This window comes from Nostoc paludosum FACHB-159 (assembly GCF_014698835.1).
Taxonomy (GTDB): Bacteria; Cyanobacteriota; Cyanobacteriia; order Cyanobacteriales; family Nostocaceae; genus Nostoc; species Nostoc paludosum.
Genome location: NZ_JACJTU010000026.1, coordinates 24034 through 48555, shown reverse-complemented (window position 1 = coordinate 48555; position 24522 = coordinate 24034). Strand labels below are relative to the sequence as shown.

Genomic DNA, 24522 nt, shown 5'->3' with positions numbered 1-24522 from the left:
AATTGTGTCAGATAGGCGATAAAATGCCCACTGGGCAAGCATTTTCTGATAAAAAACTCATATTGCCCAATAATAACGAAGTTAACTGCGGCAGTATCAGCTGCTTATGAACTTCTAGTAGAGAACACGCATCAAAGGAGCCGAGGAAGCATGTTCACCCACGTCAAGTCCACCATTAGACACATTGCGCCTGATAACTTACGCGGACGTAATTTAATCAAGGTGGTCTATGTCGTGCTTGAGTCCCAGTACCAGAGTGCATTGTCACAAGCGGTGCGGGCGATTAACGCTAGCAACCAAGAACTGGCGATTGAAATCAGCGGTTACTTAATTGAGGAACTCCGAGATCCAGAGAACTATAAGGAGTTCCAAAGGGATATGGAGAGTGCCAATATATTTATCGCCTCCCTGATTTTTATCGAAGACTTAGCACAAAAAGTAGTAACAGCAGTAGAACCACATCGCGATCGCCTAGATGTTGCCGTTGTCTTTCCCTCTATGCCAGAGGTTATGCGCCTGAATAAAATGGGCAGCTTTTCCCTGGCACAGTTGGGTCAGTCAAAAAGTGCGATCGCCCAATTCATGCGGAAACGCAAAGAAAAATCCGGTGCTGGATTCCAAGATGGGATGCTCAAGCTTTTGCGAACGCTACCGCAAGTGCTGAAGTTCCTACCAATGGACAAGGCACAAGACGCACGGAATTTCATGCTCAGCTTTCAGTATTGGTTAGGTGGTTCTCCAGAAAACCTGGAAAACTTCTTGCTGATGCTAGCTGATAAATACGTATTTAAAGGTTTAGAGAAACAAAATCTAGCACCTCGCACATATCAAGAGCCAGTGGTTTATCCCGATATGGGGATTTGGCATCCTTTGGCTCCGAGTATGTTTGAGGATGTCAGAGAGTACCTAAATTGGTACACAGCACGTAAGGATATCTCTAAAGATCTCAAAGATCCCCTAGCTCCCTGTATTGGGTTAGTATTACAGCGCACTCACCTAGTTACAGGTGATGATGCCCATTATGTAGCAATGGTGCAGGAGTTGGAAGCGCTAGGGGCACGGGTATTACCTGTGTTTGCTGGTGGTTTGGATTTCTCTAAGCCTGTGGATGCCTACTTCTACGAACCGAATACCAATGCACAGTTAGTAGATGCAGTGATATCGCTGACTGGTTTTGCCTTGGTCGGTGGGCCGGCTAGACAAGACCATCCCAAGGCGATTGAATCGCTCAAACGCTTAAACCGCCCTTACATGGTGGCATTGCCTTTAGTGTTCCAAACCACAGAAGAGTGGATGGATAGCGATTTAGGCTTGCATCCCATACAAGTAGCTTTGCAAATTGCGATTCCCGAATTGGATGGAGCAATTGAACCGATTATCTTATCGGGTAGAGATGGGGCAACAGGAAAGGCGATCGCTCTCCAAGACCGCATGGAAGCCGTAGCCCAAAGAGCATTAAAATGGGCTAACCTGCGCCGCAAACCCAAGCTAGATAAAAAAGTCGCCATCACTGTTTTCAGCTTCCCCCCAGATAAAGGCAACGTGGGAACCGCCGCTTACTTAGATGTGTTCGGTTCCATCTACGAAGTGATGAGAGCTTTGAAAAATAACGGCTACGACCTTCCAGAGTTGCCAGAATCAGCCGAAGCACTGATGCAGGAAGTCATCCACGACGCCCAAGCACAGTACGCCAGCCCGGAACTGAACATCGCCTACAAAATGTCAGTGCCAGAATATGAGGCACTTACTCCCTATTCGCAACGCCTAGAAGAAAATTGGGGGCCACCTCCCGGACATCTTAACAGCGATGGACAAAACCTGCTGATTTATGGTAAGCACTTCGGTAACGTCTTCATCGGCGTGCAACCCACCTTTGGTTACGAAGGCGACCCGATGCGGCTTTTGTTCTCGCGTTCGGCTAGTCCCCACCACGGTTTTGCTGCTTACTACACCTACCTAGAGCAAGTTTGGCAAGCTGACGCCGTGCTGCACTTTGGTACTCACGGTTCTCTAGAATTCATGCCGGGTAAGCAAATGGGTATGTCTGGAGAATGTTATCCAGATAACTTAATTGGTTCTATACCCAACCTGTATTATTACGCAGCCAATAATCCTAGCGAAGCGACAATTGCCAAGCGTCGGGGTTATGCCGAAACAATTTCTTACTTGACACCGCCGGCAGAAAATGCTGGATTGTATAAAGGTTTGAAGGAACTCAGCGAATTAATTGCTTCTTACCAAACCTTAAAAGATACTGGACGCGGTATTCCCATTGTCAATTCCATCATGGATAAATGCCGCATCGTCAACTTGGATAAGGATATTAACCTGCCAGAAACCGACGCCAAAGAGATGAGCGCCGACGAACGGGATAATATTGTTGGTATCGTCTACCGCAAGTTGATGGAAATTGAGTCTCGGTTGTTGCCTTGTGGGTTACACGTAATTGGTAAACCGCCAAGTGCAGAAGAAGCGATCGCCACTCTTGTTAACATTGCCAGCTTAGATCGTCCAGAAGAAGAAATTGTCAGCTTGCCGCGAATTATTGCTAACAGCGTCGGGCGCAATATTGACGAAATTTACCGAAATAGTGACAAAGGTATTTTAGAAGATGTCCAGCTATTGCAAGACATCACCTTAGCCACCCGTGCAGCTGTTAGTGCCCTTGTTCAAGAGAAAACCGACGCTGAAGGTCGAGTTTCTCTAGTTTCGCGGTTGAATTTCTTCAACATGGGCAAAAAAGAACCTTGGGTAGAAGCGTTGCATAAAGCAGGCTATCCCAAAGTTGACACAGCTACGCTCAAACCCCTGTTTGAGTATTTGGAATTCTGCCTCCAGCAAGTTTGTGCAGATAACGAACTGGGAGCATTACTCCAAGGCTTAGAAGGCGAGTACGTCCTACCCGGCCCCGGTGGCGATCCCATCCGTAACCCGGATGTTTTGCCTACGGGTAAAAATATTCACGCCCTAGATCCGCAATCCATCCCAACAACAGCAGCAGTCCAATCAGCCAAAATCGTCGTAGATAGGCTTTTGGCGCGTAACAAGTCCGAAAACGGTGGAAAATGGCCAGAAACCATTGCCTGCGTCCTTTGGGGAACCGATAACATCAAAACTTATGGTGAATCCCTAGCACAAATTATGTGGATGGTAGGCGTGCGTCCGGTTCCCGATGCCTTGGGACGGGTGAACAAGTTGGAATTGATATCTTTAGAAGAGTTGGGACGCCCCAGAATTGATGTGGTAATCAACTGTTCTGGTGTATTCCGCGACTTGTTCATCAACCAAATGAACCTGCTAGACCAAGGCGTGAAGATGGCGGCCGAGGCAGATGAACCCTTGGAAATGAACTTTGTTCGCAAACACGCTTTGCAACAAGCCGAAGAAATGGGGGTTAACTTGCGTCAAGCAGCAACTCGCGTTTTCTCTAACGCTTCTGGTTCCTACTCGTCAAATATTAACTTGGCAGTGGAAAACAGCACTTGGGATAGCGAAGCCGAGTTGCAAGAAATGTATCTTAATCGAAAATCTTTTGCTTTCAATTCCGATAATCCTGGGATTATGGACGAATCACGAAAGATTTTTGAAAGTACATTGAAAACTGCTGATGCAACTTTCCAAAATTTGGATTCTTCCGAAATCAGCTTGACGGACGTTTCCCACTACTTCGACTCCGACCCCACCAAATTAGTCGCAAGTCTGCGCGGTGATGGTAAAACACCAGCATCTTATATTGCAGACACGACCACAGCCAACGCACAAGTGCGGACATTATCAGAAACCGTGCGCTTGGATGCGCGTACCAAATTATTAAATCCCAAATGGTACGAGGGGATGTTGTCTCACGGCTACGAAGGTGTACGCGAACTCTCCAAACGATTGGTAAATACAATGGGTTGGAGTGCGACAGCCGGTGCTGTGGATAACTGGATTTACGAGGATACTAACGAAACCTTCATCAAAGATGAAGCAATGCGTCAGCGGTTGATGAATCTCAATCCTCATTCTTTCCGCAAAGTTGTTTCAACTTTGTTGGAAGTGAATGGACGCGGTTATTGGGAAACTAGCGAGAGTAATTTAGACTTACTACGTGAGTTGTACCAAGAAGTTGAAGACCGGATTGAAGGGATTGAATAATTCCTAATCATAATTGTAGGGACGTTTTATAGAACGTCTCTACATTTAATCGGTTTGAAAAATTTTATGGAATGCGGCTAAATGAAAATCAAATATATAATTATGGATATGTATGTCTGCTAAAGATGTCTTTCATGAAGTTGTCAAAACAGCTTTACAGAAAGATGGTTGGCAAATTACTAACGATCCACTCACAATTAGCGTGGGAGGCGTTAATCTTTCGATTGATTTAGCCGCCGAAAAGCTCATTGCAGCAGAACGTGAAGGACAAAAAATTGCAGTAGAAGTCAAAAGTTTTTTAGAAAAGTCGTCTGCTATTTCAGAATTTCATACAGCATTAGGACAGTTTATTAATTATAGAGGTGCATTACGACGGCGACAACCGGAGCGTGTTTTGTATTTAGCAGTACCTTTAACAACTTACAAAACATTTTTTCAACTTGATTTTCCTCAAGAAATGATAGCAGAAAATCAAGTGAAAATGTTGATATATGATGTAGAGCAAGAGGTAATTTTTCAATGGATAAATTAACTCGATATCGCCAGCTTGTACAACAGATATTAAATGATTATAGTGAGCAAAAACCAGCTAACGGAAATATAGAAGTTGAAACAATTTTTGATACACAACGTGACCATTATCAAATAGTTCATGTAGGCTGGGAAGGTCAAGACTGGGTACATAGTTGTATTATTCATATTGATATTAAGGGTGGAAAAATTTGGCTTCAGTGGAATGGTACAGAAGATGATATTGCAGCTAATTTGGTAGCTGCGGGAGTTCCCAAGGAAGATATTGTGTTAGGTTTTCAGTCTCCTTTTATGAGACAGTTTACAGAATATGCTGTGAGTTAGGAGATGTTTTGAAAATCTCCAAGTACTACTTAATGAATGTTAACCCCAACTCCTGTGTTTATATGATATTGATGGGGTAGACAATGCTAAATAAGGTGAATCAAATTATTAAGTAAGAAGTATTAATTATGGATAATTGGCAAGATATTATTAGAAGGAAGTTGTAATTATTATTTTTGTTTTTTGAATAATTTAGATTTATTAACAGAATAATATTATTTATTAGTTCAATATGAATTTATTAGATTCGGAAAACAGAATTAATGAATTAATGTCTCGTTTCATAGCTCAGATTAAGCACTCTAATGCAATGAGTAGAACAGACATTAATAAAATTGCTGAAACTATATTGATACCTCTTTTTGCTAAAGTTTACGGTTACGAGCATCTTAATAATCTGAATTATACGGAAGAGAATAACTATCCCGGTATTGATTTAGGAGATGAAACAGCAAGAGTAGCTTTTCAGGTTACATCAACATCTAATAATCAAAAAATTAAAGATACTTTAGAAAAATTCGTAAAGAATAAATTCTATGAAAAGTATGACAAGTTAATTATCTATATTTTGACAGAAAAGCAGGGGCATTATACAGGTAGTGGACATGAAGAAATAATTCAAGGTAGGTTTCATTTCGACAAAGACAAAGATATTCGAGATTCTCAAGACATCCTCAAGGAAGTTGCTAATTTACAAATTAAGAAAACATGCGAAATTGAAAGTATTTTAGAAGAAAATTTTGGTGAAGCAAGAAAAGCACCTGAGAGAGAAGTTGCTGATAAAGTTAAACAAATTATAAATGAAAATATTAAATTTTTCGTTGGACGTTCTGAAGAAGTTAAAACACTTAACGAGTTTTTAAGCAAAAATTACGGTGTGGTCAGATTGTTGATAGCTGGTGCAGGTTTTGGTAAAACAGCACTACTAGCAAACTGGGTTAATTTACTCCAGAATCAAGACTGTTTTATCGCTTACCATTTTTTCAGTCAGCGATATGATATTACTCGATCTGTAAAAAATGCTTATCGCCATTTGTTGCAACAACTTTATATTTACTACGACGAACTCATCTATCAACAACTACCCAATGATGAACAACAGTTGAGAGAGGCGCTTTATTATCTCTTACGAGAACATGGCGCACGAAAAGATAAACCATTAGTCATAATTCTAGATAGTTTAGATGAAGCTGAAAATCCCTTTGAGTCACCTTTTCCTACTCCTCTACCTGAAAATGTATTTGTGATCGCTTCAGCAAGAGCAGAAGAGGGAGAACAACCAGAATACCTAAATGGCTGGATAGATAGCGGAGAGCCTATTTTTCTTAACCGATTACCTCGTGAAGCGATCGCAGATTGGTTAAAACAAGCTGGTGAGGGTGAGTTAGCAATATTTGCTGATGATATTCATTTTGTTAAGCAACTTGATGAGATTACCCAAGGCTTTCCGCTTTACCTCAAATACTTGACTGATGATTTAATTCATACAGCAAAACAGGGAAATGATGTGCGAGAAATTTTAGCACAAACGCCAAAAGGATTTGAAAAGTATGTAAAGCAGCAGCTAAAACGCTTAGACCAGTTGGAATTACCGGATCAGCGTTGGAAATTTTTTGCATTGTTGGCAGTGGCGAAAGGCACTCTTGAAAAAGAGGATGTAAAGGCGCTGACAGAAATGCGCGATCGCCATTTACGGCAGCTACAACAGTGCTGGCAAGTGACACGCTGGATGAAAATTGCTGAAAACAAACTTTATGCTTTTGCACACCCATTGCTAGGAAAAACTTTTGCAAATGAGTTGGGTGACGAAGCTGAAGATGCTTTAGAGGCTTTGATTAACTACTGTAGTCGCTGGCAGGACAACCAGAGTCGTTATGGGTTGCGACATTATGCTGAACACTTACGAGATGAGAAGCAGTGGGAAGATTTGTATGCGATCGCACGGAATAAAACTTTTGCATCTTGCCAACAGGAAAATTTACCTGATGAGCCTGATTTGCCTTTGAAAACTATTCAGATTGCTTTGCTTGGTGCTGCTGAAGAAGACAAAGCAGGTGAAATGGCAGAGTTTTTGTTGGCTCATGCACGGCAGTTAGTACAGACAACTTCGCAAGAGTCACCCTTAGATGCACTGCACAAAGGTAGTTTAGACCGTGCCTTAGTAATGGCGGACTTGTATGAAATTGAGCGATGTGTTTTGTGGTATTTGCTGCTGGCTTGGGAATTGAAGGATACGAGCAAATTGGAAGAGGCACAAGCGACATTGGAGCGATTGCAGCAGAAAGAACTACCATGTTTTGACATACTGGGAGATGGTGATTGGCAATGCGATTTTGCAGTATACTTTCTCGCTCATGATTTTGAAATAAGTGATAGTATTTGTGAAGTTTTAGAACAAAAACTATTAAACGATCGCTACCGACGCTTTCTGTCCATATATCTCAGCGATTTTGATCGCTTTACTGCGGCTATTGATACTACATTAAAAATTAGCTCAGATATACAAATAATATGGCAATTGGCAAGTATAGCAAAGGTACAGGGACAGAAAGGGGATATAAGAGCAGCTGCTACTTTTGACAAAGCACTAGAAATTACACGAAAGCATTTTCCCAGTCATGATTGGTTTGATGCAATGATCATGATAGGAGAAACACAAGGAAAAATTGGGCATCAGGAAGCAATGTTAGCAACTTTTACTGAAGCCTATGATTTGGCAAAAACAATAAATAATTCATCAGAACCAAATCTTCAATTGGAAGATTTAGAGAGGAAGATAGCCACCATTAAAACAGGAGAAGAAATTTCCACAGAGGTAATTGAAAGTGATGCAAATGACAATGAATATAATATAGATGACAGATTACTACAACTCAAGGACAGATTGAATACTTCTGAAGTTTTAAACACTGAATCAGATAAAAACGAGCTTTTATTTGAAATCGCAGCTTTGCACTCAGACAAACAACAATATAATGAAGCTCTAGAATATGCAGGTAGGATTAATAATCCAAATAGAAGAGCAAAGATTCAGGGCATCATAGCACAGGAGCAAGCGAAATCAAGCCCAACTTTAACAGCAAGGACAACCTTTGCTACTGCTCTTCAGATGGCACAAGAATATGAACAATATGAATCAGCATTTTTACAAGCATCAGCATTAGCAGGCGTAGCAGAAGTACAACTCAAAGCCACATCTAAGCAGATAGCAGCAAATACCGCCAGCATTGCTCATCAAATTGCTCTAAGTATTCATAATCTATGGCAACAAGCAACCACCCTAGCAAGAGTAGCAGAAGTGCTGGTAAAGGTAGAAAAAGAAGATGAGGCAAAAGAAATTTTTAATCATGCCATTCAAACTGCACATAAGATTGAATGGCAATCGGAACGTGTACACAGCTTCAGATATATAGCTTTAGCACAGGCAAGGATAAAATGTTTCCCTTCTGCGTGTCAAACGGCTCATAACATTGAATTATCTTCGACTAAATCCGAAGTTCTAGAAAGTATAGCCAAGTTACAGGCAGAAGCCGGACAGAGGGAAGAAGCAAAAAACACTCTCTTTTATGCCTCACAAATACTCCCATCTATTTCAGAAGGACAACGTTTTGTAGAAGGTAAACGGATAAATATTATATGCACAGAAATTGTATTAGAATCTATTATTGACAATGAGACTACAAAAGTAAAATTTAACTATTTGCTGAAGTTTGCACGAGAAAGTGGAAAGCAGCGAGACATAAACTTATTGACAATAATAGCAGCACTCTTAGAGATGGGAGATATCCCAACTGCGCTCAATATTACAGATGAAATTGAAGATGCATGGGAACAAGTGATAGCATTGTGGCTGATCTCTAAAGAGCAATACAAAAAACAAGAACAAGTCACTACCCTCGACGCTATTCTTAAAGCTAAAAACAAAATAGACGATGAACAAAAGCAAATGAAATCTCTTAATGTAATTTCTTGTGTACAGGTATTAGCAGGATTAGGTGAGCAAGCTGTGAGGACAACAGAGGCTATTCTCACAGACCGTAACAGGCAACTTCCAAAAATTGCCTCATGGCTTGTTCAGACAGGTGATCACCCTAATTTCAAGAAAATATTAATTCCCTGTGCTTATTACCTGGATGCTGCTTATGAAGTGTGCGAATCTCTAGCGCAACTATATCCTGAACAAGCAGCAGCAGTGGCAAGGATAATCAGTAAAACGAGTTGATGGTGTTATCAGCTAATCTTAAAAAATTCAACTCACTACGAAACATAAAAGTGCGATCGCTTTATTTTTGAGGTTTTCTGTAAGGTGATACCTACGGTAAGCTACGCTAACGCACTCACTCTTTCATAACAGGCGATGTCTTTAGTGATACTTACAGTCAGGTACGCTAAAGTCTACTCTTGCACAACAGGCGATCGCCTACAATGCCATCATAGAATTAGCGATCGCTTTTTGGGAATTTGCAGGTGCGATCGCGCTCACTCTTCCACAACAGGCGATGTCTGTTGAAGTTGTTCAATTAGCTGAATAATTTGTTGATAATACTGGATATTTCCTTCTTGATAATACAAGTCTGCGGATTTTTGAAAATCGGCAATTGCTTGTTGCAAATTACCCAAATTTCGGTTGACATCTGCTCGCAGGATGTAAGCTGAAGCCCAATGAGGTTGACGTTGTAGGGCTTCGTTTAAATCTGCTAAGGCTAAGTTGAAGTTTTCTAAAAGAGAATAGCTACGCCCCCGATTGTACCAGTCTTCAGCAAAGCTGGGGTCGATGGCAATTGCTTGAGTGTAATCTTTTATCGCACCATAATAGTCTTCTATGGCGTAGCGAGCGTTAGCCCGATCGCTGTAAAATGCAGCAGATTGAGGATTGATTTGCAATGCTTGGGTGTAATCTGCGATCGCACTTTCATATTTTTCTAAAGCATAGTTGGTAGAAGCCCGATTATAATAAGCTTCGATTAAATCGGGATTGATTGCTAAAGCTTTATCATAATCTGCAATGGCTCCATATTCATCCCCTAAAAGACGACGAGCATTGCCCCGATTGCAGTAAGCTTGGGAAAAGTCAGGCATCAATTCTATGGCTGTTGTATTATCATCAATTGCTCCTTGGAAATCTTGCAAAGCTTCACGGGCGATACCCCGGCCATAATAAGCTGCGGCAAAGTTATCATTAATCTGCAATGCCTTATCGTAATCTTTAATTGCCCCTTTATGATCTCCAATAGAACGACGAGCTGCGGCGCGATCGCAATATCCTTCAGCTAAATTAGGATTGAGTTGTAATAAGCGATTACTATCTTCAATTGCACTTTGGTAGTTTCCCAATCGGCGAAGCGCATTCGCCCGAAAGCCGTATACTAAAGCTAGTGTCGGATTTTCTTGCAATGCTCGGTCATAATCTGCAATTGCACCTTCATAGTCTTCAAGGGTGCTACGCACCAGGCCGCGTTCGCAATAAGCTTGCACATCATCAGGATTGAGTTTCAGTGCTTGGTTAAAATCTTCAATTGCGGCTTGATAATTTTGCAGGTGAGACAGAATTAAACCCCGATTGTAATATGCGCTGGCAAAGTTGGGGTTAATTTTTAAGGCGCGGTTATAATCTGCCATCGCACTTTCATAATCTGCTAGAGCGTAGTGGGCATTACCCCGGTTATGATAAGCCTCTGCCAAGTTAGGATCTAATTCTAATGCCCGATGGTGATCGGCGATCGCTTCGTGATAATTTCCTAAGAGGTGGTGAATATTACCCCGATTGCTGTAAGCTGCGGCAAAATCAGGATACCACTGTAAAGCTTCTTGAAAATCTGCGATCGCTCCTTGAGAATCCCCGCGATCGAAACGAGCTACGCCGCGATTATGATAGGCATTGGCAATATCAATATTGATGTTATCAGCTAATTGGGTACTGATTTCTATGGTTTGGATATAATCGGCGATCGCTTTGTCGTAATTTGCTAAGGCAAAGTAGGCATTGCCGCGACTGTGGTAGGATTGGGCGAGATTTGGGTCGATTGCTAATGCTTGGTTATGGTCGGCGATGGCTTTTTCATAATCTCCTAAAAAGTAGTATCCATTGGCGCGGTGATAGTAGGCTGTGGCAAACTTGGGGTTGATTTCTATGGCGCGATTGAAATTGGCGATCGCACTGTGATAATCTGTGAGATTGCTTGAAATAATTCCTCGATTATGGTAGGCTTCGGCGTAATCAGGATTGAGTTTGATTGCTTGGGTATAAGCTGTAATGGCTGCTTGATACTTCTGTTGTAAATTATTGTTGAATCCTTGGTTGAAAAAATCTTCAGCATTCATATAAATAATTTTTTGGACTTATGATAGCCCCTAACCTTCAAGTAGGGAAATTTTTAATGAAATGATTTTCAAATCATTTTAAATACTATTGTGCCTAGTGTTGGAATTTTTGGTTGCAAAAGAGCGATCGGGTTTTATTAGTTTTGGTAATAAATCTTTAAACACTCGGTCAAATAATTTAGCAGAGAAAACTAAATCTCGCGGATGGACTTGATTAAAGCTTTCCTAGTTTGAAGACAAGTATACATAAGACCTCTTGCAAAAATCCTTGAATCACCCCTCCCCAACCCTCCCCTTGTGAAGGGGAGGGGGCAAGATTTCAAGTTTCCCCCCTTTATAAGGGGGGATAAAGGGGGGTCTATTCGACTTATGCAAGAGGTCTATAGTATAGCTTTATCAGTAATTTCACTTATAGACGATGAAATAATAAATAATATACTGAAGTTTTCTCAACTCGACTTTATCCAAAATTAAGAACTTGGTTCGCTTGATACGGTAAAACCCCTGGCTTTTTGGCAAATACTTTTTCTACGTCACAGATTATCGATGAAGTTAAAAAAGTAAAACCACTGCCCCACAGAGGTTTCAGCGATAGTGTTCGTGCCACGACTCCGTAGGAGTATCGCGTTGCTAAAAAAATGGATAAATTCGAGCTAATGACTTGATAATTTATAGGAGCAAAAATATGAAAGTTTTTCATAAAAGTGCTTTGTTTGTTTTAGGCTTAATCTCAACAAGTATATTCGTTTCTATCACAAGGATTGGTGAGTTTAATCAGGTTGGTAAAGCGCAAATAAGTCCTAGCAAGAATACCCTACGTGTTGCATTATTTCCATATATTCCTGATACTGCTAACGATAAATACAGCAAACTAGTTAAAAGAATAGAAACGGAATTTGAGCAAAAAAACCCTTCCATTGATTTAGTTTTAAAGCCTCTTACCGACGATGATGGTTTTTATGAGCCAGATACTTTAAAAAAATGGCTAACTGAATCTCCAGCAAATAATGGCTATCACCTTGTAGAAATAGATACTTTATTATTAGGAGACCTTGTAAAATCAAACGTGATTCAACGGTGGAATGCACCACTAACCCAACATGACTGGCATCCAGCAGCCCGTAGTGCTGTAACAGTGAATAACCAAATATATGGGGTTCCACATTGGCTTTGTAGTCACTTTATCTTTTCTCGCGATAAATCAGTTGTAGAAGCAAAATCAATTTCTCAGCTTCTTACCGCTCTCAACCGACTCAATCCAAAGATACCAAATATAGCAGGAGATTTGAGAGGTAGTTGGAATCTACCAGCCCTTTATCTAGATGCATGGGCTGATACGTATGGTTTAAATAAAGTCGCCTCGGCTATATCACCTAATCTCGATCCAGTTGTCATGCAGTCATTGAAAGCTTTTTCTAAAGAATGTGTAACCAACGGAAAAAATCCATGCTTAGATGAAACTTATCATGATGATTTTGATTTGAGTGCTAAAGATTTTGCTAAAGGTAAAGTCGATGCTTTTTTTGGATATTCAGAAAGGCTAAATTTTATATTGGCACAAGGAGCAAGCGCTAGAGATATTAAAATAGCTTCCGCACCATTTGGCCGAGGAAAACATCCGCTTCTATTTGTTGACGCCTTTGTATTACGAAAAGATTGCGATCAAGCTTGTCAAAAAGCTGCCTCAAGCTTTGTTGCGTATATAAATGCACCATCTACTCAAGAATGGATTTTGATGAGTCAAGACGCTGGTAAAAAAGCTATTCCTAGATACTTACTTCCAGCAACACTCAGCGTCTTTCAAACACCCAAAGTTAAGCAAGATCCATATTACAAAGTTCTAAAATCAGAAATTACAAACGCTTTACCTTATCCTAATTCTGGTTTTCCAGCTATTCGAGAACAAATGAACAATAGCATTCTCAAGGAACTTCAATAGATCTGTCTTGAAAATAAACAGTTATAGCCGTAGTCATACCAATTCAAAATTCACAATTCAAAATTAAGAAATCCATATTTTAAAAGGATTTCTGGATTTGGATCTGTTTCAAAATTTTAGTGAATTGGTATCACATAGGTTAGGACATAATGACAAGCGTGAATGGTAGGAATAACAATAGTTTTACCTTCTGCCTCCTGCCTCCTGCCTTTTGCTATAAGACAGTAATTAGAGAAACTTCCCAGTATTTGTATCAGAATTTATTAAAGCCAGCAGAACGACGATAAAGTAACCAGATAAACAGTGGCGAACCTAGCAAGGCGGTGACAGAACCTACTGGAAGTTCTACTGCTCCTAATCTAGAGAGTAAGTCTGCAAAGGTCAGTAACCATGCACCAGCAAGGGCGGAAAGTGGCAAAACAAAGCGGTGATCTGTACCAACGAGCAGCCGGACGCCGTGAGGGACGACAAGGCCGACAAATCCAATTAAGCCACTGATGCTGACTGCACCTGCGGCTAATAATGTGGCGACACCACCAATTAATAGGCGCGATCGCGTTAACGAAATTCCCAATCCCACAGCCAAATCATCGCCCAAAGCCAACACGTTCACCGATCGCGCCAGTAAACATCCCGCCACCAATGCAACGATGATGTAAGCACTAGGAATAGAAATTTCTTGCCAACCCCGTCCATTGAGGCTACCAACTAACCAACTCAGGGCAATTTGGATTTGTCCGTCTTCAGCTGAAAGCAGTAAGGTGCTTTGCACAGCGCCAAATAGAGAACTCACTGCCACCCCGCCTAAAATCAATCGCTCAACTGAAATTCCCGACCCCGCACGACCCAGTAAAATTACGATCGCCGAAGTCAAAATTGCACCTATCCACGCAGCTAGAGGAATGGCGATCGGAAATATTTGCCAGGCAATCATTAAAATTACAATTAATCCTGCACCCGCAGAAATGCCGAGAATAAAGGGATCGGCAAGGCTATTGCGTAACATTCCTTGTAGCAAGGCTCCCGACATACCCAAAGCAGCACCCACGATGAGAGCCGCACAAATGCGTGGAAGACGCAAATCCCAGAGAATTGTCTGTTTAGTCGGATCGCCTTGGTGAAGAATCGCTTGCCAAAACTCAGACATACTAAAAGGTACTGCTCCTTGGGAAAGGGACAACACTAGCGTGACCACCAGTCCGACACCAAATAGCAAAACAGCCCAAAATACGCGGTATTGACTGAAAATTGTCTGAAATAGTCTTTTCATTAATCGAGGGGGAGTAGGGAGACAAGGAGAATAAATTTTAACTCTTGTACAAACGCGTAGACGCTCGAACAGCGTCTTCTCGTAAGAGTATAATCGCGTCTGTACTCTTAACTGAGTACTCCTAATCCCCAGTCTCTTTTAACCATAGGCACCACTGGGAAGAAATCCTAACAGTTGCTTCAATCTGGGGTCTGCTTGTTCATAGCAGTGACTAGGCATTTGATAATTCATAAAGGGTGCGTACTTATGTCCAACCAGTCTCTTGGCATAAGTAATCTGTGTAATGTAGCGAGTAATTGAGGAAGAGTTTCTAGAGCCTCTATGCCATACCTGATTGTTAAAACAAACAGCAGAACCCATCCCTCCTAAGCAGCTGTAAATTCGGTCTTCATATCCTGAAATATTACCGTCGCACAACTTACCAAACAGATGAGATCCCGGAATCACTTGAGTCGGGCCATTTTCTTCGGATAATACATCTGTCAGATAGTAATTCACTGTGAATGCAAGAACATTCAAGCGAATATTAGTCAAGGGTTTCCCATCAAGGGAAATTACATGCGGTGTGTCGTCTTGATGCCATGCATTTTTAGCTAATCCGTCAGTTTCTGGAGGAATCTTAAATGAGTTATTGTGAATAACATGAATTGTATTAGCATTAGAAATACCATCATCCATTGAGTAGCCTGTTCCATTTGTACCACCAATTAAATGTTCTGCAAATGTCACGATTGGCTCTAAAGCAAAAAGATTTAAATTTTGCTGAGAATGCTCGAACATCCGCTTCATTATTTTCTTAGATTTTTTATAATCTTTACCTTCTGTCTTCTTGAGAGTTTCATCTAAATCATTTCTGAGGATTTCACATTGCTCCGGTGTCAACACATTGTCAATCACCAAAAATCCATTATTATGAAAATACTCAATCCAATCATTTAATTGCTCTGTAGTTGGCTGCTTACCATTTAGATATTCAGGCATTTTCTTCCTTTATTTTAATTTTTATTAATACACAAGATAGCCTTGGCTTTTGAAACTGTTTTCCAGTCTGAAGGAAAACTTTCAAAATTGGATGTTCTCAAATTATTAAGTTTTTTCAACAAAAGTTAAGGATGAATGGGACTGCGACTGTTTCAGGAATGTTTGTTGAAAATCTCGTTCCTTCACGACTAAAATGAATCCTTAAAACATGGGTGTACTCAGTAAACACTATTTTATAATGCCCAGGACTTACGCAAAATTATGAAAAACGAACCGCAAAGGACGCAAAGGACGCAAAGAAATAAGAGTTTTAGGGAGTTTTTGCGTAAGTCCTATGCCTAGAAATACAAAGAGCGATCGCTGGTGCTTGACCATCTTCATTATTTACTGCTTAAATCCTATTGACTGGTAATAATTGGAGGCAAATAAATGGTTTCGGATGGTGAAATAAGCACAGGTGCAACTACTTTTAACCCTGGCCCTCTATTTCGATTAGTCAACAACTATAAAACGACTATTCCCACTAATGGAGATTCCGCAGATATTTATTATCCTGCCATTCCCAGTTCAAATATCAATCACATCAAAACTCCCATTGCTTTATTCTTGCCTGGCTCGCGTGTTGATATATCTCAATATTCTCAATTTGCTCATATTGTCGCCAGTTACGGATTTACAGTAATTGTTCCCGAACATATTCGTTCTTTACCAGATTTTGGATTTACGGGGTTGATACCAGAAACATCCCAAATCTCTCATGTTATAGACTTTATGCTAGCAGAAAATTCTAATCCAAATTCACCAATTGCTGGTAATCTTGATTTAGATAAACTAGTATTATTAGGACATTCTTTCGGTGGAGCAGTTGGTTTGACTGCGATTGATAATTCTTGTATTTACCCAGTTTGTGAAGGTGAATTTCAACGCCCTCAACAGTTAAAAGCAGCAGCTTTCTTTGCTACTAATACATTTGTAGGTATCGGAAAATTTATACCAATTAGAAATCAAGGGATTCCAATAGCTTTAATCTTAGGAAGTCAAGATGGCTCATCAGTAACTCCCCAAACAACACAAACAAGTTATGATTTAATTCAAGAACCTCCAAAAGCATTAATTACTATAGAGGGTGCCAATCATTATGGCATCACAAATATTAACAATCCTCCTGGTGCCAGACCAGACCCAAATATCCCAACTTTGGCACAGGAGAAATCAATTGAAACCATCGCTCGTTGGAGTGCGCTTTTTTTGCGGGCTTATACACTTGGCGATCGCGGCGCTTTAGATTACATCAATAATACAAGCGATCGTTTGGATGAAAATCTGCGCGTCCTCATTCAAGATGACCGGGGACACGGGGACACAAAGACGTAAAGATAAGGGAGATTGGGAGATCAGGGAGACAAATCAATTCAAAATTGACGCATTAAAGAACTTCTGCCTTCTGCCTCCTGCCTCCTGCCTTCTCTTTTCCCATGCCCCATCCCCAATTACATCAATTCCAGTCCACCTCGATAGCCAGTAACAATGCGGCTACCATCCTTGAGAATGTGAACTTCGATTTGGTCGCTAGCCCAGGTAATCTGGTCAGATAAAGCAGGGTTAAATATATGAATCCTCTGGTTACTAGAAGAAACTGGAGAGTTGGGAGAATTAATTGCCAGAGATTGCACAAAAGGCCCGTCAATTAAGATATCAAGTTGTTCTAACAATTCTTGGGAGCCAGGCGGTGCAGATTCAGACTGTAGCTGCTTGAGGGTGAACCCAGTAAAAGACATTACATTCAATCCAGCAGCTTTTAGCTTACGAGCTAAAGACGCTAGCGTAGGCGCTTGCCAAAATGGTTCTCCACCAGAGAACGTTACACCAGTGTTGCGAGGATTATTGAGGATGTTCTCTGCAAGAGTATCAACGGCAACAATTTGGTTAGCCTCAAAAGACCAGGAGTCAGGATTAAAGCAGCCAGGACATTCACGCGGACAACCTTGCACCCAGATAACTGCACGACAACCAGGGCCATTGACTTCTGACTCATCAACGTAACCCATGATGTTGAGATAGCCAGAGGGAATTTCCGTGAGTGCTAGTGATGGGTCAGTTGGCTTAGTTTCCATCTCTTTAACTCCTTTTAAAACCGTTGCCTGTTAACTATATAACTATAGCGAAATATTGTAATACTCCACCTTAGTAAGGAACTCAGGCTTTTTTGTCGGCGTTTGTACTCGATCGCTACTTAAAATGGGTGTTTTTCATGCCGAATTTTCTTACCAACACCAATTTTAAGAATGATTGTGAGACATGGAATACTTAGAGCAATTACTAGCAAGTTTGTATCAAAAAATTGAAAGTAGTAAATTAACTTGCGTGTTCCCAATCACTGAGTAATTCATGCTGCTGTACTATTTTCTTGGACTTGCGGAATGGTACTTTCGGAGTACCAATATTCATCCCAGGAAAAGACTGTTTTTTAGTCTTGGTAGGTCTGTTTTCTTGTGTTGTTGAACTGATTAGTGTGGTTTTCATTGCTAATTAGATGTTTAATTAAAACTTCAGCACTAATCTATAACATCAATTTTCAAATGGCAAATTTCTAAAGAGAGAAAAAAATATATATATTGGGCATTGGGCATTGGGCATTGGGAATTGGGTTGTTGACTGTTGACTAAAAAGTTAGGAGTTATCCCCATTGTCCGCTTGTCTCCGCACACCCCCCATGCCCCATGCCCCATGCCCCATGCCCCATGCCCCATGCCCCATGCCCCATGCCCACTTTACATAACTCCCATCTCTTGCAACCCCTGGCTTAGTCTTTTGGCTTCTTGGGGGTTATGCTTTTCATGAAGGGCGATCGCTTTTTTGAATGCTGCTATACTTTCTTGATGATTGCCGACTTTTAGCAGGACTACACCTAAATTTTGATAGGCTTCGGCGTAGTTGGGATTTAAGACGATGGCATTTTGATAACAAGCGATCGCATCTGTAAATAAACCCAAAGCTTTAAACGTCATCGCCAGATTATAATATCCCGCAACAAAACTCGGATCGATTTTCAACGCTGCGATATAAGCAGTTTTCGCGCCATTAAAATCTCCTGCGGCTTTGAGTAAGTTTCCCAGGTTGTTGTATCCTCCTAGTTTGAGCATGGGATAAATTGGCAATTTAATTGCTGTTTGATAATGAGAAATAGCCACTGGAAAATTTTTTAACCGACTGTAGGCAATGCCTAAATGATAGTGAAGTTCGTACAAAATATCGTAGTTTTCTTCCCCAGCTGCGTGACTTTCATTTATGCGCTGCAATCCTCGTCTAAGTAACTCCATTCCTTGGGAAATTTTCCCAGTTTCCACATACAATGCCCCTAATTTACTGCAAACATAGGGATCGTCAGGATGAGTAGCGAAAAATCCTTCCATCGCTGCTGCGGCTTTGGCATATTTATTATTTTGAGCGATCGCACTTTTTTGATATCCTGTGTGGAGAATTGCTACTCCTGGTAAATAACCTACCTGCCAGTGTGGTTCTTTGGTTAAAATTGCCGACACGCTATCATCAACTAAGGCATGGTAAGGACGGTCAAAGCGAATATCTGGATGATTGCGGAATAATCTTGAAACCAGAGAATAAGGAGATTGTTCTGCACCAACTTCCTGGCGAACAAGGTTGAGTAACAGATATTCCTCCCTAGCAATGGTGTCTTGCAATAGCGGTACAATTCCTGGCGTGAGAGTTTCATCAGCATCTAACACCAAAACCCAATCACCAGTTACATATTTTAAAGCTGCATTCCGGGCGGCGCTGAAATCATCGCACCATTTAAAATGGTGGACTTTCGCCCCGAACTCTTGGGCAACATAAGGAGTGCGATCGATTGAGCCTGTATCCAACACTACTATTTCATCTACCACTTTGTTGACACTGCTTAGACATTTGGGCAGTGTTGCTGCTTCGTTTTTCACAATCATGCACAGACTCAAACTCATAGGCTAATCTTTGTTTAACTTAGTGTTTAAAAAATTGGGAATGGGGAATGGGGCATAGGGCATGGGGAGATGAGACAGGGAGAAGAGTTTTTCCCTCTACCCCATGCACCCCGCCCCTCTCCCTCTCCTCTGCCTCTTTTCAATGCCCAATGCCCTATGCCCCATTCAATTATGTGCAAAAATCAAGATTAACAAAATAAGTGAATGATTAATTCCAGCAGCAAGGGGGAATTTAATGCAGGGCCAAACCATCGGTGGACGCTACCAAATTTTCACCCAACTGGGACAAGGGGGATTCGGTACGACTTTTTTAGCTCAAGACATGCAAAGGCCTGGAAATCCACAGTGCGTTGTTAAGCATTTTAAACCACTCTCTACTGATGCATACACTTTAGGGGAAGCCAAACGTTTGTTCGATCGCGAAGCATTAATTCTGGAAACGTTAGGAAAGCATGACCAAATTCCTCAATTATTGGCTCACTTTGAAGAAAATCAAGAATTTTATTTAGTTCAAGAGTTTATTCCAGGTCATGACATTACTCAGGAAATACCTCCTCTAGGCAAGCGATTGAGTGAATCTGAAACTATTAAACTTCTAAAAGAAATTTTGGAAATTTTAGCATTTGTTCATCAATACAATGTAATTCACCGGGATCTTAAACCTGCTAATATTCGACGTAGACAGTTAGATAACAAAATAGTACTAATTGACTTTGGGGCTGTAAAACAAATCACTACCCAAATGACTAATTCTCAAGGGCAAGCAAATTTTACAGTTGCCATTGGTACTTATGGTTATATGCCAAGCGAACAAGCTAGTGGCACTCCACAGTTGAGCAGTGATATCTATGCAGTGGGAATTATTGCTATCCAAGCTTTGATAGGAATTAATCCTGCTGACTTTGGCACTCAAGGACTACCAAGAAACCCGCATACAGGAGAAATTGATTGGCGCAATCAAATACAAGTGAGTCAGCAGCTAGCAGAAATTATAGACACAATGGTGCTGTATGATTTCCGCCAGCGTTATCCTACAGCGACATCGGCATTGCAAGCTTTAGAAATGCTAGATAAAATACCAGATACTACAATTCAAAAAACCTTACAATTGGCACGACCACAAAAGTTTTTCCTCAGTGCAGGAATAACGGCAGTAGTCGCTACTATCAGTCTATGGTTATTGCAATTACAAACTCCTAGCCAAAATTTTTTGATGTATCAAGATTCTAGCTATGGCATAAAAATTCAATATCCAGAAACTTGGAAAATTCAAGAGACACCGAATCTAATCACTAAAGAGTTAGTAACATTCTTATCACCTCAACAAACTGAAAAAGATAACTTTCGAGAACTTTTGACTATAAGTGTTGAGAATTTTTCTGGGACGTTACAAGAATCGCAAGATTTATTTATTAAGGGAGTAAAAACTACTTTATCTGATGCGACTATTGTAAACATCAGTGAAACGAGTCTAGCAAAAAAAAGAGCTAATCAATTAATTTTTATTGGTAAAGATGGAAAAAAGAATCTAAAAAATTTACAAGTTTGGACTTTAAAGGGGAATCAAGCATATATCATTACTTATTCTGCTGCAATAGATGATTACGATCGCTTCTTACCCACCGCAGAAAAAATGATTGAATCCTTTGAAATTCATTAATGATTTTGTCAAACTAAAATTAGCCACACGGCTGTGAGTTGAAAATAGCGTAAAAATATCGTCCACCGCACCACTATTTGAGATAAATCATGGCTCAAGCTTTACCTAAACAAATCACTTTTGATGAATTTATCGAGTGGCTGCTGACCGGATTTTTCAAGCAGGAGGATGAGAAAGGCGATCCAAATCAGCGCAGGTAGGGGCTGGTAAAAATTTGTACTTCCAGCATAGCTAGGTTGACTGATAGTTACAATTGTAGTAAATGCACTCAGCGAACCTATAACAATCCCTATCAATCTTTGACCAAATAACTTGAATTTCATCGTTTTGCTTACCATGTGGATACGCTTGAGTTTAAAATTTTAGAAAATCGCCCTTTGCCTGTACCTAATCATTCAATAGGTGTACAATCAAAATAACAGATTTACCTTATAATTATTGGGTAATAGCGAATAATGTCTTTAACTAACTATTAGCCATTATTCATGCTTATTTAAATCTGCTAAATATTGTAAATTATTAATTATATATAATGAAAAAGTCATTCGCAATCAGAGCAGAATTACTTTATCAAAAGCTGAAGGAATATTGGCGATCGCCAAATCGTTGGTTTGTAGATACACCAGAAAGGGCACTCTTGGATGCTTACGAAGCAGCCCAGAGAATTAAAAATATTGAAATTGAACATTTTGATGGCAAAAAAATCTCTTCCGCTTCAGGAAAATATACTGAAAATGTCATGTCTTATTGGCAAGTATACCTTGATAAAAACTTAACTATCATCAAGATTAGGCTTGCTGAATTTACATTGAGTCGGGCAATTATAGATATCTCTAATTCTGCCTTGTTAGAAAAATTGCGCGTTATTGATGAAATTGTAGAAAAGTACGCTATCAAAAATAAACTCATTGATTCTCAACCCCAGGGAATTAACCAAAGCAAAATCAAAAATTCGCCAGACTCATTTGATATTAAGGAAATTAAAACTACATCTCCATTTCAAAAGACTGGAGTCTTTCCTGGGTCTATTGGTAGAAGTATTAATGTAATTAAAGGAGATTTTTCTCCACATGCAGAAGAAAATTTTACCAGGAATTATCGATTATCTAGAAATAGGACAAGAATTGCCCTGAGATTTTTCCTTATCCTAATTCTTGTACCGCTGGTAACTCAGCATTTATCTAAAGAACTGTTAGTAAATCCCATAGTAGAAAAAATCCGAGGAGAGAATACAACTCAAATTTTCATTAATTCTGACATGGAAAAAGAGGCTCTCCAAAAATTACGTAATTTTCAAGCAGAATTAAGATTTGAATATTTACTAAATCAAACACCACAATTATCATCCACAGCCGTACAACAAAAGATAAAAGACAGAGCATCTGAGATAGCTGAAGAATTCCGGATTAAAAGTAATAGCAGTATTAGTAATGTTTTTGCTGACTTAATATCACTAATTTCTTTTGCATTGGTCATCAGTTTCAGTAAAAAAGAAATTGTGGTTGTCAAAGCGTTTATAGATAATATTGTTTACGGACTTAGTGATAGCGCTAAAGCCTTTTTAATTATTTTGTTTACAGATATATTCGTAGGATTCCACTCACCGCATGGTTGGGAAATTGTTCTAGAAGGATTCTCAGAACATTTAGGCTTGCCAGCAAATAACAACGTAATATTTTTATTTATTGCTACATTTCCTGTAATTTTAAATACTATTTTTAAATACTGGATATTCCGGTATCTGAGTCGCTTATCTCCGTCAGCATTAGCTACCTTAAAAGAGATGGATGAATAATTGTAAGAATTTGGAATCTAGAATCCAGAATTCAGAATTCAGAATTCATAAGACTTGGGTATACAAGCTCAATAATTTGAATAAAATATAGTAATCCAGATGACAAGCTTCTATCTTTCATATATAAGCTTGTCCCCTTATCCCCTTGTCCTTGTGAGGCGTGGTATGGATTTTGAAAGCAAAGCTAAGACTTCAACTGCTACAAATAAGATAGATTTTACTCAACCAACTGCTACTCGTAAGCCACTAGAATTGCTCCGAGAGACCGAGGCTTTGTTACGCCGCCCAACTGTAACAACACTAGTGCCGATTTTACCACCAAAACTCAGCAATAGGTTGCAAACAGCCTCATCTTTAGCAGATGATTCTTTTAAAGAACTGTCAGAAATTGACCTAGACAATATTAGTGATTTTGAACTGCGGCCGGCGCGAATTTGTCTTGGCTTAAGCTTTATCGGTTTTGGAGCGCTAATGATATTAGTGCTAGTGTTGTACTTAAACACTTTGCATCCAGAACTTAATGCAATAGAGCAGATTCGGCAATACTGGTATCAATATGTTTGGTTTGTCAGTTTAGGTATCACAGGAATGTTTATGTTAGGTCGTGAAGCCATGCGTCCGATCCCAAAACGCCGAAAATGAGGAGATTTTATACGTGAATCATGATGCTTTTATTGTTCCACCAGGTTCAAAGATTTCTTTGAAAAAAAACTATGACCCAGCTTATAAAACCGATTTTTATCAAAAAGCCGATGCTCTAACTAAATTAAAATCAGATATTGAACGATTAGCAAATTACCAAAATATTCTCTATGCTCAAAATACTTATGCCTTGTTAATTATTTTTCAGGCTATGGACGCTGCTGGTAAAGACAGCACAATTAAACACGTGATGTCTGGCGTCAACCCACAAGGATTTCAAGTATTTAGTTTTAAAGGGCCGAGTACAGAAGAATTAGACCATGACTACCTGTGGCGAACGACAAAGGCTTTGCCAGAGAGAGGTCGAATTGGTATATTTAACCGTTCATACTATGAAGAAACTCTAGTTGTTCGCGTCCATCCAGAAATGCTCAAAAAGCAACAATTACCGAAATTTAGTGAAGGAAATCAGATATGGAAACAACGTTTTCAAGAAATTAACAACTTGGAAAAATATTTAGTGGATAATGGTGTAATTATTTTAAAGTTTTTTTTGAATGTCTCAAAATCAGAGCAGAAAAAACGATTTCTAGAAAGGATTGAATTGCCAGAAAAAAATTGGAAATTTTCAGCTAACGATGTTCGGGAAAGAGCTTTTTGGAATGATTATATGGATGCTTATGAAGAAGTCTTTAATCACACTAGCACAAAATGGGCACCGTGGTATATTATTCCTGGCGATCGCAAATGGTTTACGCGCTTGGTAGTTGCCGATATCATCTGCACAAAACTAGAAGAACTAAATCTAAAATACCCGACAGTTACAGAGGAACACAAACAGCAACTTTTAGAAGCAAAACGCATTTTGGAACAAGAAGACCCTTAAATAATTCGTAATTGATAATTCGTAATTCGTAATTTAATTAATTGAGGATTCAGACC

General features: G+C 39.9%; 18 protein-coding genes. 11 read left to right on the top strand and 7 right to left on the bottom strand.

Translation table 11 applies throughout. The features are described 5' to 3' along the window. Nucleotides 1–150 precede the first annotated feature (150 nt). The 5 genes from H6H03_RS24165 (at nt 151) to H6H03_RS24145 (ending at nt 9502) form a co-directional block, all read left to right on the top strand. Nucleotides 151–4137, top strand: coding sequence for a magnesium chelatase subunit H (locus tag H6H03_RS24165; protein WP_190957599.1), 3987 nt, complete (start codon nt 151–153; stop codon nt 4135–4137). 112 nt (nt 4138–4249) lie between these two features. After that, a complete protein-coding gene (locus H6H03_RS24160) occupies nt 4250–4669 on the top strand; it encodes a XisH family protein (RefSeq protein WP_190957598.1) in 420 nt (139 codons plus the stop codon). Next, nucleotides 4657–4992 (top strand): XisI protein, encoded by a 336-nt coding sequence (locus tag H6H03_RS24155; protein WP_190957597.1) that lies wholly within the window; start codon nt 4657–4659, stop codon nt 4990–4992. The genes H6H03_RS24160 and H6H03_RS24155 overlap by 13 nt, the downstream gene beginning before the upstream one ends. A 232-nt stretch (nt 4993–5224) precedes the next feature. Beyond that, the gene (locus tag H6H03_RS24150) at nt 5225–9214 is read left to right on the top strand and encodes an SMEK domain-containing protein (RefSeq protein ID WP_190957596.1); all 3990 of its coding nucleotides are present in this window, start codon (nt 5225–5227) and stop codon (nt 9212–9214) included. Nucleotides 9215–9349: 135 nt separating this feature from the next. After that, complete coding sequence (locus H6H03_RS24145; protein WP_190957595.1) at nt 9350–9502, top strand: hypothetical protein; 153 nt, start codon at nt 9350–9352, stop codon at nt 9500–9502. Here the strand turns inward: H6H03_RS24145 and H6H03_RS24140 are convergent. Next, nucleotides 9472–11313, bottom strand: coding sequence for a tetratricopeptide repeat protein (locus H6H03_RS24140; protein WP_190957594.1), 1842 nt, complete (start codon nt 11311–11313; stop codon nt 9472–9474). The two genes, H6H03_RS24145 and H6H03_RS24140, sit on opposite strands and share 31 nt — an antisense overlap. 685 nt (nt 11314–11998) lie before the next feature. Here H6H03_RS24140 and H6H03_RS24135 point away from each other — a divergent pair. Further along, a complete protein-coding gene (locus tag H6H03_RS24135) occupies nt 11999–13252 on the top strand; it encodes an extracellular solute-binding protein (protein WP_190957593.1) in 1254 nt (417 codons plus the stop codon). Between the two features lie 253 nt (nt 13253–13505). Here the strand turns inward: H6H03_RS24135 and H6H03_RS24130 are convergent, their stop codons facing one another. After that, entirely contained in the window at nt 13506–14522 is a 1017-nt protein-coding gene (locus H6H03_RS24130; RefSeq protein ID WP_190957592.1) for a FecCD family ABC transporter permease, read from the bottom strand. A 138-nt stretch (nt 14523–14660) separates the two neighbouring features. Beyond that, complete coding sequence (locus H6H03_RS24125; protein WP_190957591.1) at nt 14661–15503, bottom strand: phytanoyl-CoA dioxygenase family protein; 843 nt, start codon at nt 15501–15503, stop codon at nt 14661–14663. A 429-nt stretch (nt 15504–15932) separates the two neighbouring features. On the opposite strand from H6H03_RS24125, the gene H6H03_RS24120 reads away from it, so the two are divergent. Then, on the top strand, nt 15933–16877 hold the full coding sequence (locus H6H03_RS24120; RefSeq protein WP_190957590.1) for an alpha/beta hydrolase family protein: 945 nt from the start codon (nt 15933–15935) through the stop codon (nt 16875–16877). A gap of 116 nt (nt 16878–16993) precedes the next feature. Here the strand turns inward: H6H03_RS24120 and H6H03_RS24115 are convergent, their stop codons facing one another. The 4 genes from H6H03_RS24115 to H6H03_RS24100 form a co-directional block, all read right to left on the bottom strand. After that, nucleotides 16994–17617 (bottom strand): 4Fe-4S single cluster domain-containing protein, encoded by a 624-nt coding sequence (locus H6H03_RS24115; RefSeq protein WP_190957589.1) that lies wholly within the window; start codon nt 17615–17617, stop codon nt 16994–16996. Nucleotides 17618–17858: 241 nt separating this feature from the next. Further along, nucleotides 17859–18026: a hypothetical protein gene (locus H6H03_RS24110; protein WP_190957588.1), complete on the bottom strand. Its 168-nt coding sequence runs from the start codon at nt 18024–18026 to the stop codon at nt 17859–17861. A 32-nt stretch (nt 18027–18058) separates the two neighbouring features. Next, nucleotides 18059–18253 (bottom strand): hypothetical protein, encoded by a 195-nt coding sequence (locus tag H6H03_RS24105; RefSeq protein ID WP_190957653.1) that lies wholly within the window; start codon nt 18251–18253, stop codon nt 18059–18061. Between the two features lie 21 nt (nt 18254–18274). Then, nucleotides 18275–19465, bottom strand: a complete 1191-nt coding sequence (locus tag H6H03_RS24100) for a tetratricopeptide repeat protein (protein ID WP_190957587.1) — start codon at nt 19463–19465, stop codon at nt 18275–18277. A 253-nt stretch (nt 19466–19718) separates the two neighbouring features. Between H6H03_RS24100 and H6H03_RS24095 the strand changes: the two genes are divergently transcribed. From H6H03_RS24095 to H6H03_RS24080, 4 genes are all read left to right on the top strand, one after another. Continuing rightward, nucleotides 19719–21143, top strand: a complete 1425-nt coding sequence (locus H6H03_RS24095) for a serine/threonine-protein kinase (RefSeq protein ID WP_190957586.1) — start codon at nt 19719–19721, stop codon at nt 21141–21143. Between the two features lie 532 nt (nt 21144–21675). Beyond that, nucleotides 21676–22938 (top strand): proton extrusion protein PcxA, encoded by a 1263-nt coding sequence (locus H6H03_RS24090; protein WP_190957585.1) that lies wholly within the window; start codon nt 21676–21678, stop codon nt 22936–22938. A gap of 165 nt (nt 22939–23103) precedes the next feature. Beyond that, nucleotides 23104–23580 carry a hypothetical protein gene (locus H6H03_RS24085; protein ID WP_190957584.1) on the top strand — a complete coding sequence of 159 codons (477 nt, stop codon included), beginning with the start codon at nt 23104–23106 and terminating at the stop codon, nt 23578–23580. A 13-nt stretch (nt 23581–23593) separates the two neighbouring features. Then, on the top strand, nt 23594–24466 hold the full coding sequence (locus H6H03_RS24080) for a polyphosphate kinase 2 family protein (protein WP_190957583.1): 873 nt from the start codon (nt 23594–23596) through the stop codon (nt 24464–24466). Nucleotides 24467–24522: the final 56 nt, after the last annotated feature.